Here is a 14,752-nt window from a genome sequence, read left to right on the forward strand (position 1 = left end):
TCAGTGAATGAATTTAAAATACATGAATCCAAAAACACAAAAAGCTCAGTTTCAAATCGCAACCGAAAGTTGTATGAAGCATACATGGACCAAGCCAGTCTTTGATTATCTGGCGAGTGACCATTTTAATGGGGAAAAGTTTTTCAATACACTGCGCAATCCTGAGCCTTTCACCCGAAAAGATATGCTGAAATGGATCATGACGCGTAAAAGTGATACTTGGAAAGTGGATCGAGAGAAAGAGTATCAGCAGTTTTATGCTGCTTCGCGGAGCATTCCACAAAACCGTCCATTGGCGAAAATGGATGATTGGTTGGTTTGGTTTGTGGGCCATGCCACCGTTTTAATTCAAATTGGACCTTATAACTTTTTGACCGATCCCGTTTGGGCTGAGTATGCAGGCCCACGTCAGGGCACAGGGCCTCGTCGTGCCTGTCCTGCAGGTATTGCTTTAGAAGAACTACCAACGATTCATGGTGTCTTACTGAGTCATAATCATTATGATCATATGGATTTAGCGACGCTGAATTGGTTACATGAACAATTTGCAATGCCAATCTATACAGGATTAGGTAATGGCTATTATCTACCTGAACATCTCAATGTCATCGAGTTGGATTGGTGGCAGTCGGAAATGTTTGAGGATTTACGCATTGTCTATACGCCTGCACAGCATGGTTCAGGACGTGGCTGGCGTGATCAAAATCATGCCTTATGGGGTGGTTTTTCAATTGTTCATAGTACAGGTCATTTCTTCTTTGCAGGAGATACGGGCTATGCAGCGCATTTTAAGCAAATTTATAGCCGTCTAGGTGCACCACGGGTGTCATTACTACCAATTGGGGCGTATGAACCACGCCGTTTAATGACCTATTTGCACATGAATCCTGAAGAAGCATTTCAAGCGCATAAGGATTTACAATCTAAATGCTCCCTGGCAATGCACTATCGCACTTTTCAGTTGACTGATGAAGCACGCGAACAACCTGAGCATGATCTACACAAAGCGATGCGCAAAACTTCAAAATTAATGAATCCATTTTTGACTTTACATGAAGGTAAAAAATTGATTGTTTAAGGATGAATTAGAAGTTAATTGAAATATTTAATGCCATAAAAAACCACCTCGAAAGGTGGTTTTTTATATTTATTTAAAGTATTAAAGTAGGCCTGGGTTACCTTGAGCTGGATCAGTTGCGCGTGCAGCTTGCGCATCTGCTACGGTTAAGCCCAATGCTTTCGCAACACCTTCACCATAAGCCGGTTCACAAGCGTAGCAGTTACGGATATGACGATATTTGATGAAGTCGAGTGCATCGCCCATTGCACCAGCAGTGTTATTAAACAATGCTTGTTTTTGTTCAGCATTCATTAAGTTGAATAATGCACGTGGTTGACTGAAATAATCGCTGTCATCTTCGCGGTAATCCCACAAGTCAGCATCACCAGTAATTTTCAATGGTGGTTCTTTGTATTGTGGTTGCTCTTGCCATTGGCTGAAGCTATTTGGTTCATAATGCGGTGTTGCACCATAGTTACCATCCATACGGCCTTGACCATCACGACGGTTCGAGTGAACAGGACAACGTGGTGCATTCACAGGAATTTGGTAATGGTTTACACCCACACGGTAACGTGCAGCATCCGCATAGTTGAATAAACGCGCTTGCAGCATGCGGTCAGGTGAGAAACTAATGCCTGGAACCAAGTTGCTTGGTGCAAACGCGGCTTGTTCTACATCGTGGAAATAGTTTTCAGGGTTACGGTTGAGTTCGAATTCACCCACTTCAACCAATGGATAGTCACCTTTAGGCCATACTTTGGTTAAATCGAATGGGTGATAAGGTACTTTTTCTGCATCAAGTTCAGGCATGATTTGAACGTACATTTTCCATTTCGGGAAATCGCCGCGTTCAATTGCATCGAACAAGTCTGTTTGTGAGCTTTCACGGTCTTTGGCAATAATCGCTTCAGCTTCAGCATCGGTTAAATTTTTAATGCCTTGTTGAGTGCGCATGTGGAATTTAACCCAGAAGCGTTCATTATTGGCATTAATAAAACTGAAGGTATGGCTACCAAAACCATGCATATGACGGTAACCATCTGGAATACCGCGGTCAGACATCACAATCGTAACTTGGTGTAGAGCTTCAGGAAGTAAAGTCCAGAAATCCCAGTTATTTGTTGCACTACGCTTATTGGTTTTTGGATCACGTTTCACTGCTTTATTTAAGTCAGGGAATTTACGTGCATCACGTAGGAAGAAGACAGGCGTGTTATTACCAACTAAATCCCAGTTACCTTCTTCAGTATAGAATTTAAGGGCAAAACCACGAATATCGCGTTCTGCATCTGCAGCACCACGCTCACCCGCTACGGTAGAGAAACGAGCAAAAAGTTCAGTTTTTTTACCAACTTCTGAGAAAATTTTAGCGCGGGTATATTGGGTAATATCGTTAGTCACGGTAAACGTACCGAAAGCACCAGAACCTTTAGCATGCATACGACGCTCTGGAATTACTTCACGAACGAAATTACCGAGTTTTTCATTAAGCCATAAATCTTGGGCAAGTAAAGGACCACGTGCACCTGCCGTCATACTGTTCTGGTTGTCTACAACAGGAGCACCAGCATCAGTTGTTAGGTGGGTGACAGGACATTTTTTAACGTCGTCGCTCATTGAGTATCTCCATTATTATGATCATGTATTAAAGTTGGGAGCTATAACTTTTCAATTGATAACACGCTCAACAGCACATGACATTAACCGTTTTGTTAATTCATTTTAAAGTGATAATGTGACAACAGTTTTTCTCTCATTCTAAAATTTTTCAAGCAGCAATCAATCGAAGAGAAGTCATAAAACTGTAGCCGTTAAAAGCTTAAAAATCTTTATATACTTATTGACTCTAAAGCTTTCTGTGGCTTTTGACAAATGGAAAAATAGTTTTGAATAAATGGTTAATTCGATGAATCAAGTTGTTGAATTTAAATTATATGTTTATATATTTTGTTTTAATATTTTATCGATGAATTAAACTCAAATATGTTGCTATGATAGGTAGAAGAGGACGAACTAATTAAATCCATATTTTTATTATGGATTTTAGTCTTAATATAGGTTTTTTTAGCTGATTCTAGTTAATGAAAGACATTTTTGAGCTATTAATATTGGAGCGTTTTTCAACATTAAAGACATTATTTAATACTTAAATATGCTGAAAATACAGCTGAAGAAATATTGGCAAGTGGATTACGTCGTTTAAAAAAATGTAAATAAATTTTTATGGATTGATGCCAGTTGGTACAGCTATCTTTAACTTTTACGAAATACATAAAACGATTTTATGTACTAAGCTGGACTTTTTATAAAAAGCCTTTAATTAGGGCTAAGCGGAATTGAAAAAGTGGGCTAATTGAAAAGAGGGTTGAAAGCACCATTTATAGTTTGTAAAAAATAGATATGTAGCTGTAAGACAAGAATTAAATAAACAGTGATTATGAGTTTCTTATTTTTAGATAAACAACGTGTAACTTGAATGAACGTTCAGAGGTTTATTATGTTGAATCAAAGAAAATATTTATCAAAGTTCTCCAGCGCCTAAGTCATTGCTGGCTCAATTGTTGGCTTAAGTGCAACTGAATTGTATGCGGCAGATACAGTGATGCCTAAAGCTGATATTTCTCAAACTAAAAACAATATTGCAGCATTGTTGCCAGGTTCGATGTTGTCACTGCAACGTGAATCGATTCCTACATCATATCAACATGCTGGGCAACGTTATGTGATCACGTATCGTAGTCGAGGGGTTAATGGTGAACCCATTGTGACTTCGGGTTATATTTTACTACCTAAAGGACAAGCACCTAAACAAGGCTGGCCCGTATTGGCATGGGCACATGGCACGACTGGTGTGGCTGATACATGTGCTCCATCAAGTGATTATGCAGGTGGGCCTGTGCATAGTTTGCAAGAAGTCATTGATGGTGCACTCGACAGTTGGTTGATGCGTGGCTATACGGTGATTGCAACAGATTATCAAGGACTGGGTACACCGGGGATGCATCCTTATATGAATGCAGCGAGTCAAGTTTATAATGTGGTGGATTCTGTGCGTGCATTGCATTCTTGGAAGCCGAAGCAGTTTAATAAAGATTGGGTGGTGATGGGGCATAGTCAAGGTGGTGCAGCTGCTATTGCGGTTGCAGCTCAGGGGCAAAAAGATGCGCCTGAATTGAATCTTAAAGCTGCAATCGCCTTGGCACCGGGTGGTTATCAATATGAAGGCATTGCTGAATACGTACAAACCAATCCAAATCCAGATACCAATGTAGCGGCATTTTTCCCAATCGTGTTGTTGGGAGCAGCCGCAGCAGATCCATCGATCAATGTAGATCAACTGGTTAGTCCAGATATGCAGTCTTTACTAAATCAGGCCCGTAAACGCTGTTTGTCAGAACTACAAACTGAGTTAGAACAAGCACCTCAGCCAATCTTTAAAAAAGATACAGACTTAAAACCTTTATTAAGCTACTTAAAACGACAGTCGATTGAATATATGAAGCCAACCGTACCATTGATGTTTGTTCAGGGTACAGCAGACCATTTGGTCGATCATCGCGATACACAAAGTTATTACCAGCAAGTGTGCAAACAAAAATTGCCAGCGGTCTATCATGCGATCCCAAATGGCGATCATCGAGATGCATTACGCCATAGCCCGAAATATACGGCTGAGTTTTTAAAGAGCTTAGAACACGGTAGCATTGCAAAGGCGTGTAAATGAGATAAGTTAGCTGGCAATAAAAGCTTAACTTCTAAAGCACTTTTATTGCCGGATAAGCAAAGTGATGAATGATTTTCTTCTGCCGTAAAAATAAATTTCCTAAATATCTAAAAAAACCGGTTTAAGAGCCGGTTTTTTTATAAATAACATGACTTTATTTTATTAACCAATGCATTTGAAACGTCAGCAACTTGTCCGTGAGGTCTAATCGCGCAACATATGAATTATATCTCGCTCTAAATCATGCCATTTCGCAAACTCAGGGGTTACTAACAAGCTCTGCGAAATAAATCCGTAACACACTCGCTGAAAATTCAACGCCAGCCGATCAAGCGCAATTTCAGCTTTAAAATGTGTCAAAATCGTGCGCCACATCTCTACCATCATGGCATAGCTTTTTTGATAGATTTCAATACTAGAAATCTGTCGTTCTAACAAAAATACCTGTGCCCATAAAAATTGCTGTGCTTTAACTTGCTTAATTTGAAAATGAATCATGTGCTGAACATAAGCAGATAAGTCCAAATTTGTGGATAACTTCATCAGCGATTGTGCATAAGTTTTCATCTGTTCGGCATTGTGTTTCACATGTAAATGAATAGTCAGCGCAATCAAATCTTCTTTTTTTGAAAAATACTCATAAAAGGTGCCTAAACCGACACCTGCGAGATCAGTAATTTCACGAATGGTAATTTTGTCGGCAGGCCGTTCATGCAAAAGCCGAACAAAACTTTCTTGCAATGCCTCTTGCGTGAGCTTGGCGCGTGATTGACGAGGCTTACGTCGTACGTTTATCTCAGAATGTTTCATAAAGATAGGCCAAGAAAAGCCGAACATATAGCAGTAAATAATTGTCTATACTGAAATGAAATGGAGATAAGAACAAGCAGGAAATATAAACAATGCAGACATCAAATCCGACATTCGATCAGGCATGGATGACCCATCAAATTACGAATCAATTTGATGAATTGGAAAACTACAATCTATTTTCCAGTGATACGGTTTTACACGAAATATTAAAACGTTATGGAAGTCATGATCAGGCTACCTTGTGCGAAATGGGCAAAGCTGTAGGTTCTAGTGAATATTATGAATATGCAGATCTCGCAAATTGCCACACTCCAATTTTACAATCCTTCGATGCGCGTGGACGCCGGAAAGACTACATTGAATTTCATCCCGCATGGCATAAATGGATGAGTCTAAACCGCCAGTTTGATACCCATGCACATCCTTTCAATCAGCCGAATTCTAAAAGTAAATGGGTTGAATGGGCAGCGCGTTTTTATCTAGCGGGGCAGGTCGAGTGTGGCAACTTATGCCCAAATTCGATGACGCTGGGTAGTATTCCACTCATACAACGTGAACCTGAACTTTGGGCAAAAATAGGTGAGAAGCTTTTATCCACCGAATATGATGAGCGTGATGTTCCGATTGCACAGAAAAAGTCGATTTGGCTCGGTATGGGGATGACAGAAAAACAGGGTGGATCGGATGTGCGTGCCAATGAAACCCTTGCTGTACCTATTACAGAAACAGGTCGAGGCCAAGCTTATTTACTCACAGGGCACAAATGGTTTTTCTCTGCGCCGATGTGTGATGCGCATTTGGTGGTGGCAAAAACCGAGCAAGACGGTTTAGCCTGCTTTTTTGTGCCGCGTTGGTTGGAAGATGGCAGCAAAAATCAAATTCAGGTGCAACGCTTAAAAGAAAAAGTCGGTAACCGTAGCAACTCAAGTTCAGAAGTCGAATTTAAAAATGCGTGGGGTATCATGATTGGCGAAGCAGGGCGTGGGATACCGACTATTATTGAAATGGCCAATTATACACGTTTAACCTGTTCAGTCGGTTCAAGTGCCATGCTACGCCAAGCCCTCGTGCAGAGCATTGCTTATACGCGTCAGCGAAAAGCCTTCGGTAAATTATTGATTGAGCAACCATTGATGCGTGCAGTTTTGGCAGATTTAGCTTTAGAAAGTGAAGCAGCCACTCAGCTCAGTTTTCATTTGGCGCAGTGTTATGAATCCGATGATGCTTTGTCTGTGGCATGGAAGCGTATTATGACCCCAGCTGCTAAGTTCTGGATTTGTAAGCGTACAGTAGAGCTGAGTGGTGAAATGATGGAAGTCTTTGGCGGCAATGGCTATGTAGACAACGGCATCATGGCGCGCATTTTTAAAGAAGCACCTGTGAATACCATTTGGGAAGGTTCAGGCAATGTTATGTGTTTGGATGTGCTGCGTGCAGTTGCACGTGATGCTGAGTCCATCGAAGTATTATTTAAAGATTTAGCCGCCACAGCAAATACAGATGCAACCCTGCAAACCGAATTACAAGACTTGTTTAAATCATTTCATCAGTCACCTGAAGATTTACAATTTATGGGGCGCAGTTTGGTCAGTCGCTTAACGGTCTTGGCACAAGCGGTATTATTAAAAAGATATGCACCTGACTATGTGGCAGCAGGTTTTATTCAAAGCCGTTATAGCGCTAAACATGGGCAAGTAGTGGGGATGTTGGACGCCAAAATGGTCGATGTGGAGCGTTTGCTGGAAAGGGCTTTCGCAAGTTAAATGCAACGTATTTTCCTCTCCCTTTGGGAGAGGGGGGGGAATGTGGAAAAGCAAAGTTTTTATGGATTTGCGGCTAACTATGCTGTATCAAAAAGCCATAGGAAAGTGCTTGAAAAAATCTAAAAATAGACCAATATATGCACTACAGCACGAGGGTGCTGTATAGGCAAAAAGGTGAATGCAAATGGCAAAGAAAAAAGTCCTGCCTGAAGTTGAAGTTCGCAACTTTGTGGCAAAACACATGAACGATTTTAACAAAAGCCAAACTTTTGTAGATCGAAAGAAAAATGCAAAACGCGGCTATGCAAAGCACAAAAAAGGGGGATATTCGAATGATTATCTCCCTTTTTATTTCAGTGTATTTTCTCAGTTTTTAGTCTACTAAATGATTCGGCTTCTACATCTATTTAAACAAATTCCACATCATATTCCATACGTTTCGCTGTTTGCTTTGCAATTTCTAGGCCATGCAATTTGGCCACAATATAAAGCGATGCATTGATCCCCGAAGAAATTCCCGCAGCCGTAATGATTTTGCCTTCATCGACATATTTCACATCGCTGAGCACTTCAATTTGCGGATAATCTTGCTTCAAGCGTGCGATATCCATCCAGTGTGTAGTGGCTTTTAAACCATTCAGCAAGCCTGCTTCTGCCAAAATAAATGCACCAGTACAAATCGAAAAAGTTAGTTAAGTTTGTGCATGGCGCTGCAGCAGCCATTGTCGTAACCGCTGGTTATACATCTCGATAGTTTCCGCACCGAGACCACCTGGAATGACCAATAGATCAATATGTGGGGGCGTGTCTAAGGTGTAATGGCTATTCACTTGTAGACCATTGTGTGCCGTAATTTCAGGCTGCTCAGAAAGGGTAAAGACATTAAATAATTTTTGCTGATCTGACCCGCTACAAATTGAGAATACCTCAAAAGGGCCTGCAAAATCTAAGACTTCAACTTCGTTGAATAATAAGATACCTACGTTCATTCAGTTGGTTCCATGCGGGATTTAGAGCATTGGTTTTGAGTTGAAATTTAGAGCCTTAAAACACCGCTTATTTTGAAAATAAGTCTTCAAACATTTTGTTGAATGCAGATTTTTGTTGAGTTTTGGGCGCTGTGCTTTGATGTTTTACGGCGTCATTAGGTTGTTGGAGTACGTGTTCCACTTGATTGGTCAATTGCTCAAACCATGTTGAGTCGCTGTGCTGCGTCTGATTTAGCTGTTTGGCGTGCTGTGCAGCCAGTACCGATGGATCATTTTTACCTAAGCGGCGCTGTTGTGACGCAGTAATTTCTATACCGAGTAAGGGGAGAGTACGAGAGCGGCTGACCGGAGCTTTGGATTTTGTTGGCTTGGTTGGACGTGTATTGACTTGTTGTGCTTGGGCCGGTCTGGGTCGAGTTGAGGATGCTTTTTCAATCGGTGTGTCGTGTTGCAGCTCTAACATTTTTTGTTTGAGTTGCGGATGGATCTTTGTCATATAAAAGGCAATTGCGACAAAAGCCAGAAAAAATAAAAAATCCATCATCACCTCGTTTTATTATTTTACATGAGTGGTCTTAAGCACTCACGATTCGTGTTGCAGATTTCACCATATCGCCGAGACCATGTGTCTTAAAGTAATATTCCATCATACTTTTCACCATCAGCGGATTACTCATATTCACCGCGCGTTCCAATAATTCCTTTGCATCAGGCATCGGAACATGACAAATCGCTTTACGCACTTTCAAAATATTGCTTGAACTCATGGATAGGGTGTTGAAGCCCATTGCCATTAATAGAATAGCGGTTAAAGGATCACCTGCCATCTCACCACAAATGCTGATTGGTTTGTCGTATTCATGACACTGTTGAACTAAACGTGTCAGTGCACGCAGCACAGCCGGGTGCGAATGTGAATATAAGTTGGCAACGCGCGGATTATTACGGTCAACAGCCAATAAATACTGGGTTAAATCGTTTGAACCCACCGAGAAAAAGTCGACTAATTCTGCGAATTCTTCAATTTGTAAAAGTACACTTGGCACTTCGACCATTATGCCAATTTTAGGTTTGGTAATTTTTACTTGTTCTTCTTCTTGTACAGCAACCCAATCGCGTTCAAGGAGGTATAACGCTTCTTCAACCTCGCTAACACTGGTCACCATTGGCAGTAAAATATGTAAGTTATTTAAGCCAATACTCGCTTTGAGCATTGCACGGATTTGCGAAGAAAAAATTTCAGGATGATCTAGGGTAAAACGAATACCACGCCAACCGAGTGCTGAGTTTTCTTCTTCAATGGAGAAATAAGGTAAGTCTTTATCTGCACCAATATCGAGAGTACGCATCACCACGGGTTTATTGGCAAAGTGACTGAGCTGCTGACGGTAAATCGCTCGCTGTTCTTCTTCGCCGGGGAAGCGGTCACGTAGCATAAACGGAATTTCAGAACGATAGAGTCCGACACCTTTGGCACCACGTTGTACACCACGAACTACATCAATCATGAGGCCTGTATTCACATACAGTTTAACTGCGACACCATCTGGAGTAATGGCATCTTTTGTTTCATATTGCTTTAAATCTTTAGCAATCTGTTCTTCTTCTTTTTGAATTTCTTTATAGCGAGTACGTAAGCGACGTGGTGGATTGATGAATACACGGCCTTGATGCGCATCGACAATCATTTCAACATCATCAAGGGTATTAATCGGAAGTTCTGTTACACCAACGACCGTTGGAATACCAAGGGCACGCGCTACAATGACCATGTGCGAGTTCATTGCCCCTTCAGTGGTGACAATTGCCGCAATTTTATCGACTGGCAGTTCAACCAAAGCTGCCGTGGAAATTTCATCGCCAATTAAAATGCTTTCATCTGTGATTTCACGATGGCTCGCATCGGCTTCTTGCAAGAAAGCTAAAATACGACGACCAAGGTCTTTTAAGTCGGAAACGCGTTCACGTAAGTAGTCATCTTCCATCTGTGCGAACAGTGCGATGTGCTTATCAATGACAATGCGAACAGCACCTTGTGCCCAGTGACCGTCGCGAATTTCGTTTTTAATTTCAGCGGGAAGGGCATTTTCATCCAACATACGTAAGAATACGCTAAATAGTGCACGTTCTTCAGCCATCAAGGCATCTTGCATTTTGTCATCAAGCGACTGAATTTCTTGACGCACCGAATCGATGGCATTATCAAGTAATTCTAATTCCTCACTAATGTCATCGGCTTCGCGGTCGGGTACTGAGGCTAAATCGGCTGGTGGATAGAGGATTACCGCGCGACCCAGTGCGATACCACCTGAACCTGATATACCTTGGAAGGTTTTGTACGCGGGCAAATTATTTGGCTTACGGAATACTTCAATATTGCCCACAGCATGTGCATGGGCAATTACCCCTGACAGTTGTGCACACAAGGTGACAAGGAAAGATTCTGCTGCTTCAGAGAAATCTTGAGGTTCTTTGTTTTGAACCACCAATACGCCCATTACTTTTCGGCGGTACATGACAGGTACACCAAGGAAGGAATTATAAATTTCCTCGCCGGTTTCCGGTAAGTACATGAAGCGTTCATGCTTCGGTGCGTTGTCTAGGTTGACGATTTCTTCACGTTGTCCCACCAAACCCACCAGACCCTCACTGGTGTGTAATGAAACATGACCCACAGCTTCAGGGTTTAAACCCTTTGAAGCCATCAGTAAATAACGATGATTACGTTCGTCAAGCAGGTAAATGGAGCAAACATCAACATGCATGGCTTCAGCCACTTGGTTGACCATAATGTCTAATGATTCATGCAAACTGGCTGACGCATTAATCTCTTGGACTATGCGTCTTAATGTATCCAGCTGCATGTTCGACATCGGCTCTGCTCCTTAATTTATTCTGTTTTATTTATAACAACACTCATCTAAAAAATCTGCACAAGCTGGGCAAATTTTTATGGTTTCTGTGGAAGCTGATTGCACAGTTCCACCATGGCTTTGCGGTATACATCACGCTTAAAATTCACGACCTGACCCAATGGATACCAGTAGCTGACCCATTGCCATTGATCAAACTCTGGTGGGTCTGACAAATCCAGCTGAATATTGTGTGCTGAAGCCGTCAGTTTGAGTAAAAACCACTTTTGTTTTTGACCAATACATACAGGGTCTGAATCCGTGCGTATATACCGATGCGGCAAACGATAGCGCAACCACCCTTGGGTTTGTGCTATCACCTGGACGTGTTCGGGCAGTAAGCCAACTTCTTCTCTCAGCTCACGGTAAAGTGCCTGTTCGGGGGTTTCTCCATGTTGGATACCACCTTGTGGAAATTGCCAAGCATTGTGACCAATGCGCTTTGCCCATAAAACTTGTCCAATGTCGTTTGCCAAAATGATCCCGACGTTGGGTCGGAAACCTTCTGAATCGATCATTTGGCTACCTAAAAATTGTCTAATTTATGACTTTGTGCTCGGGGACGTTTATTTCTGTGTCCATCTCGAAAAAGCAAAGTGTAAAAATGTTAAAATTGTTATGATCTTAACGAATTTCTATCGACTAGCGGAGATAGATTTACAATTTTTTTCTTAAATTTCAGCTTTTACGAGTATTTTCATGAAATTGGCACTGTTTGACCTTGATCACACCTTATTAAATACCGACTCAGACCATTCATGGGGAGAGTTTTTGGTCAATGAAGGCTTGGTTGATCCGATTCATCACCGTGCTATGAATGACAAGTTTTATGACGATTATAAAAAAGGTCAGCTTGATCCAATTGCTTACAATGAATTTGTCTTTCAGTTTTTAACGCAGCATGACACCTCTTATTTAACTGAGTTGCATGAACTGTTCATGAAAAAAGTGATTCGTGCACAAATGCGCCCTGAAGGTTTTGCAGCAATTCAACGCCATCAAGAGGCGGGCCATCAATTGGTTGGGATTACAGCAACATCTGATTTTATTACCGCCCCGATTTTCCGTGAGTTTGGTATTACCGAAATTATCGCTACAAATGCAGAAATTGTGGATGGTAAATACACAGGAAAAGTGATCAATACCCCGTGCTACCAAAAGGGCAAATTAGTACGTCTCAATCAATGGCTTGAAGGCCGTGATGTGACGGAATCTTGGGCTTATTCAGATTCAATCAATGATCGATTCTTATTGGAATATGCGGATCATGCGATTGCAGTCAACCCAGATGATCGCTTAGAAATTTTAGCCAAAGAACAGGGCTGGGATATTCAGGATTGGTCAATCCAAGCTTAACAGTTTTACAGCAGTGTCATTTAAAGCACCTTCGGGTGCTTTTTTTATGTAGCGAATATTCGCTACACTAAGCTTAATATTCCTTTAATTTTTCTTTTTATGCAGCCAGCAGAAAATTTTAAACATTTACTACGTATTTTTATTGGGCCAAGAGCAGCACACTATTTAAGTTATCTTGAACAGAAAAATGTGACAACGAAACCATTAGCTTTGAGCTGGGCGGGTTTAATTTTTGGGGTGTATTGGCTGCTATATCGCAAAATGTATAGCTACTTCTTCTTGTGGCTTGCAATTATGTTCGTGGTGGGATTGGTAGTGGAAATTGTTGGACTATCTGTACAATCCATTGCCGCATTGTCATTTGTACCTAACATATTGATTGGCTTGATGGGCAAAGATTTGTACCTCAAATTTGCACAGCAAAAAACCAAAGCTTATATGAATCACCCCAAATACAATGAAAAGGTCTTTGCTGAAGAAGGTGGCGTAAGTCTAGGCGTACCTGTGTTATGGTTATTTATTCAAATCGTGGTGGTGGTGATGTTGAGCCTGCCTTTTATTCATTTTTCACCGCTATAGAATTCTATAATTGAGTACATGGATGTTCCATGTTATATCCTTAGAGCAGAACAATTGAAGATTAAAACATCCCAATAAAATCGGCTGAGGAGCATAACAATGAGTGTACGTCCACGTATGACGAATCTATTTGAACAGCTAGGCTTGGAGTCAAGCGAAGAAGCAATTGCTTTGTTTATTGTGACCCATCAATTGAGTGCGCATACCAAAATTACTGAAGCTGATTATTGGACTGAGGGGCAGCGTCAATTTTTGGCAGAAAAAATTAAGTCTGATGGTGAATGGGCGATTATTATCGATCAGCTCAATGAATCTTTGCATGAAGATTCAGTGACAAAATAGATTCCTTTTTTTGTTATAAAAAAAGCCACCGTACAGGTGGCTTTTGCTTTGTCTATTGAAGCATTAAATATCTTTCATCAATTCAACTAATTTTTCAGCAGCACGAGATTGGGTACGGCCTGGGTGCCAAACGATCCCTAATTTACGATTCATATTCGAAGCTAAATCTAACTGTTTTAAGTCCTGGTTCAATAAGGTTTTAGGTAAAACTGACCAACCTAGACCAATCGATACCAACATTCGAATTGATTCAAGAGAATTGTTACTCATGGTTACTTTTGGTTTGAGTCCATGCTTTTCAAATTCAGCTAGAGTGATTTGACTGGTATAAGTCTGTGCAGCAGGCAATAGACTTGGGTATTGAATCAAATCTTCTAAAGTTAAATGTTCAATTTGTGCTAAAGGATGGAAAGGTGATACCACAAATACCAATGGATCATTCCAAGTCGTAATGTATTTCAAACGACTATCACCTTGCGGTGGCAAGGTTAAAAATGCCAATTCAAGATCGCCTGCAAGGACTTGCTCATGCGCTTGTTCTGAATCAACAAAATGTACGTCTAAAGTCACTTCAGGATATTGTTGTACATAGCGCTGTAAGTGGTGTGGCAAATGATGTAAACCAATGTGATGGCTAGTACCAATTTTTAATTTGCCTTGTACCATACCTTGTTCATGGCTCAAGGTATGGTGAATATCACCCAATTCATTCAACCAGTTTTTTACTTTTGGCAAAAGTGAATTTGCAGCATGCGTAGCTTGTACACCACGACCGGCAGATTCAAATAATTTCACGCCAAAGTATTCTTCTAAACTATGAATACGTTTGGTGACAGCAGGTTGGGTAATGAAGAGTTGATCTGCTGCCAAGGAGATCGAACCAGTTTCCATGACTTTTACAAAGGCTTCAAAGGCTGCGAGATTCATCTTCATTCCTATAAAGAATTTTTATGCTTATATGCATTGTTATAATATTTTAAGAATAAATCAAAGGGAAAGTTGTATCTTTTGATTTAAAACTAAGCATTCATTACGTTTGCTATCATTATTTTGCATAAGTAACACAGGGTTATTTTTATTTAAGTTAGGACTTACGCACTATTATTTATAGATTCTCTGTGGTAGCAGATGATTTTTATCGAGAATAAAGTCATCAATGAAGTTTTTGATAACTGGTCTAAATAATTTCTTCTGCCAACGATATACATTTT

15 protein-coding genes and 1 pseudogene are annotated in these 14,752 nt (G+C 40.8%); 7 read left to right on the forward strand and 9 right to left on the reverse strand.

Features of this window, described 5'->3' with window-relative positions:
- Window positions 1-22: 22 nt before the first annotated feature.
- Window positions 23-1,078 (forward strand): MBL fold metallo-hydrolase, encoded by a 1,056-nt coding sequence (locus FTV09_RS11610; RefSeq protein WP_067764155.1) that lies wholly within the window; start codon window positions 23-25, stop codon window positions 1,076-1,078.
- Between the two features lie 81 nt (window positions 1,079-1,159).
- On the opposite strand, the gene FTV09_RS11615 is transcribed toward FTV09_RS11610, so the two are convergent.
- Window positions 1,160-2,680 (reverse strand): catalase, encoded by a 1,521-nt coding sequence (locus FTV09_RS11615; protein WP_180058399.1) that lies wholly within the window; start codon window positions 2,678-2,680, stop codon window positions 1,160-1,162.
- 982 nt (window positions 2,681-3,662) lie between these two features.
- Between FTV09_RS11615 and FTV09_RS11620 the strand changes: the two genes are divergently transcribed.
- Window positions 3,663-4,787 carry an alpha/beta fold hydrolase gene (locus FTV09_RS11620; protein ID WP_373684981.1) on the forward strand — a complete coding sequence of 375 codons (1,125 nt, stop codon included), beginning with the start codon at window positions 3,663-3,665 and terminating at the stop codon, window positions 4,785-4,787.
- Between the two features lie 204 nt (window positions 4,788-4,991).
- On the opposite strand, the gene FTV09_RS11625 is transcribed toward FTV09_RS11620, so the two are convergent.
- Window positions 4,992-5,597: a TetR/AcrR family transcriptional regulator gene (locus FTV09_RS11625; RefSeq protein ID WP_067764153.1), complete on the reverse strand. Its 606-nt coding sequence runs from the start codon at window positions 5,595-5,597 to the stop codon at window positions 4,992-4,994.
- Window positions 5,598-5,689: 92 nt separating this feature from the next.
- Here FTV09_RS11625 and FTV09_RS11630 point away from each other — a divergent pair, with 92 nt between their 5' ends.
- Window positions 5,690-7,363, forward strand: a complete 1,674-nt coding sequence (locus FTV09_RS11630; RefSeq protein WP_180058401.1) for an acyl-CoA dehydrogenase family protein — start codon at window positions 5,690-5,692, stop codon at window positions 7,361-7,363.
- Between the two features lie 184 nt (window positions 7,364-7,547).
- Window positions 7,548-7,748 (forward strand): hypothetical protein, encoded by a 201-nt coding sequence (locus FTV09_RS11635; RefSeq protein ID WP_067764150.1) that lies wholly within the window; start codon window positions 7,548-7,550, stop codon window positions 7,746-7,748.
- A 22-nt stretch (window positions 7,749-7,770) separates the two neighbouring features.
- Here the strand turns inward: FTV09_RS11635 and FTV09_RS18100 are convergent, their stop codons facing one another.
- The 5 genes from FTV09_RS18100 to FTV09_RS11655 all read right to left on the reverse strand — a co-directional run bounded on the left by FTV09_RS18100 (window position 7,771) and on the right by FTV09_RS11655 (window position 11,782).
- Window positions 7,771-8,043: a DJ-1/PfpI family protein gene (locus FTV09_RS18100; protein WP_281181682.1), complete on the reverse strand. Its 273-nt coding sequence runs from the start codon at window positions 8,041-8,043 to the stop codon at window positions 7,771-7,773.
- Between the two features lie 12 nt (window positions 8,044-8,055).
- Entirely contained in the window at window positions 8,056-8,352 is a 297-nt protein-coding gene (locus tag FTV09_RS18105) for a hypothetical protein (RefSeq protein ID WP_257222886.1), read from the reverse strand.
- A gap of 67 nt (window positions 8,353-8,419) precedes the next feature.
- On the reverse strand, window positions 8,420-8,848 hold the full coding sequence (locus FTV09_RS11645; protein WP_180058387.1) for a hypothetical protein: 429 nt from the start codon (window positions 8,846-8,848) through the stop codon (window positions 8,420-8,422).
- Window positions 8,849-8,927: 79 nt separating this feature from the next.
- On the reverse strand, window positions 8,928-11,225 hold the full coding sequence (ptsP, locus tag FTV09_RS11650) for a phosphoenolpyruvate--protein phosphotransferase (protein WP_067763889.1): 2,298 nt from the start codon (window positions 11,223-11,225) through the stop codon (window positions 8,928-8,930).
- A gap of 77 nt (window positions 11,226-11,302) precedes the next feature.
- Window positions 11,303-11,782, reverse strand: coding sequence for an RNA pyrophosphohydrolase (locus tag FTV09_RS11655; protein WP_180058402.1), 480 nt, complete (start codon window positions 11,780-11,782; stop codon window positions 11,303-11,305).
- A 181-nt stretch (window positions 11,783-11,963) separates the two neighbouring features.
- Between FTV09_RS11655 and FTV09_RS11660 the strand changes: the two genes are divergently transcribed.
- The 3 genes from FTV09_RS11660 to FTV09_RS11670 all read left to right on the forward strand — a co-directional run bounded on the left by FTV09_RS11660 (window position 11,964) and on the right by FTV09_RS11670 (window position 13,541).
- On the forward strand, window positions 11,964-12,620 hold the full coding sequence (locus FTV09_RS11660; protein ID WP_067763883.1) for an HAD family phosphatase: 657 nt from the start codon (window positions 11,964-11,966) through the stop codon (window positions 12,618-12,620).
- A gap of 99 nt (window positions 12,621-12,719) precedes the next feature.
- Window positions 12,720-13,199, forward strand: coding sequence for a DUF2628 domain-containing protein (locus tag FTV09_RS11665; protein ID WP_067763879.1), 480 nt, complete (start codon window positions 12,720-12,722; stop codon window positions 13,197-13,199).
- Between the two features lie 99 nt (window positions 13,200-13,298).
- Complete coding sequence (locus FTV09_RS11670; protein WP_067763876.1) at window positions 13,299-13,541, forward strand: DUF2789 family protein; 243 nt, start codon at window positions 13,299-13,301, stop codon at window positions 13,539-13,541.
- 63 nt (window positions 13,542-13,604) lie between these two features.
- On the opposite strand, the gene FTV09_RS11675 is transcribed toward FTV09_RS11670, so the two are convergent.
- Together FTV09_RS11675 and FTV09_RS11680 are read right to left on the reverse strand one after the other, a co-directional pair.
- Entirely contained in the window at window positions 13,605-14,468 is an 864-nt protein-coding gene (locus tag FTV09_RS11675; protein ID WP_180058403.1) for a LysR family transcriptional regulator, read from the reverse strand.
- A gap of 174 nt (window positions 14,469-14,642) precedes the next feature.
- Window positions 14,643-14,752, reverse strand: a pseudogene (locus FTV09_RS11680) (IS701 family transposase); the annotation flags it as partial.

Source organism: Acinetobacter sp. YH12227, from assembly GCF_013417785.1.
Lineage (GTDB): Bacteria > Pseudomonadota > Gammaproteobacteria > Pseudomonadales > Moraxellaceae > Acinetobacter > Acinetobacter gandensis.

Coding starts and splice junctions, on each gene's coding strand:
- FTV09_RS11610 (WP_067764155.1), top strand. CDS start 23: ATGAATCCAAAAACACAAAAAGCTCAGTTTCAAATCGCAACCGAAAGT.
- FTV09_RS11660 (WP_067763883.1), top strand. CDS start 11,964: ATGAAATTGGCACTGTTTGACCTTGATCACACCTTATTAAATACCGAC.
- FTV09_RS11670 (WP_067763876.1), top strand. CDS start 13,299: ATGAGTGTACGTCCACGTATGACGAATCTATTTGAACAGCTAGGCTTG.
- FTV09_RS11630 (WP_180058401.1), top strand. CDS start 5,690: ATGCAGACATCAAATCCGACATTCGATCAGGCATGGATGACCCATCAA.
- FTV09_RS11655 (WP_180058402.1), bottom strand. CDS start 11,782: ATGATCGATTCAGAAGGTTTCCGACCCAACGTCGGGATCATTTTGGCA.
- FTV09_RS11635 (WP_067764150.1), top strand. CDS start 7,548: ATGGCAAAGAAAAAAGTCCTGCCTGAAGTTGAAGTTCGCAACTTTGTG.
- FTV09_RS11675 (WP_180058403.1), bottom strand. CDS start 14,468: ATGAATCTCGCAGCCTTTGAAGCCTTTGTAAAAGTCATGGAAACTGGT.
- FTV09_RS18105 (WP_257222886.1), bottom strand. CDS start 8,352: ATGAACGTAGGTATCTTATTATTCAACGAAGTTGAAGTCTTAGATTTT.
- ptsP (WP_067763889.1), bottom strand. CDS start 11,225: ATGTCGAACATGCAGCTGGATACATTAAGACGCATAGTCCAAGAGATT.
- FTV09_RS11625 (WP_067764153.1), bottom strand. CDS start 5,597: ATGAAACATTCTGAGATAAACGTACGACGTAAGCCTCGTCAATCACGC.
- FTV09_RS11645 (WP_180058387.1), bottom strand. CDS start 8,848: ATGACAAAGATCCATCCGCAACTCAAACAAAAAATGTTAGAGCTGCAA.
- FTV09_RS11615 (WP_180058399.1), bottom strand. CDS start 2,680: ATGAGCGACGACGTTAAAAAATGTCCTGTCACCCACCTAACAACTGAT.
- FTV09_RS11665 (WP_067763879.1), top strand. CDS start 12,720: ATGCAGCCAGCAGAAAATTTTAAACATTTACTACGTATTTTTATTGGG.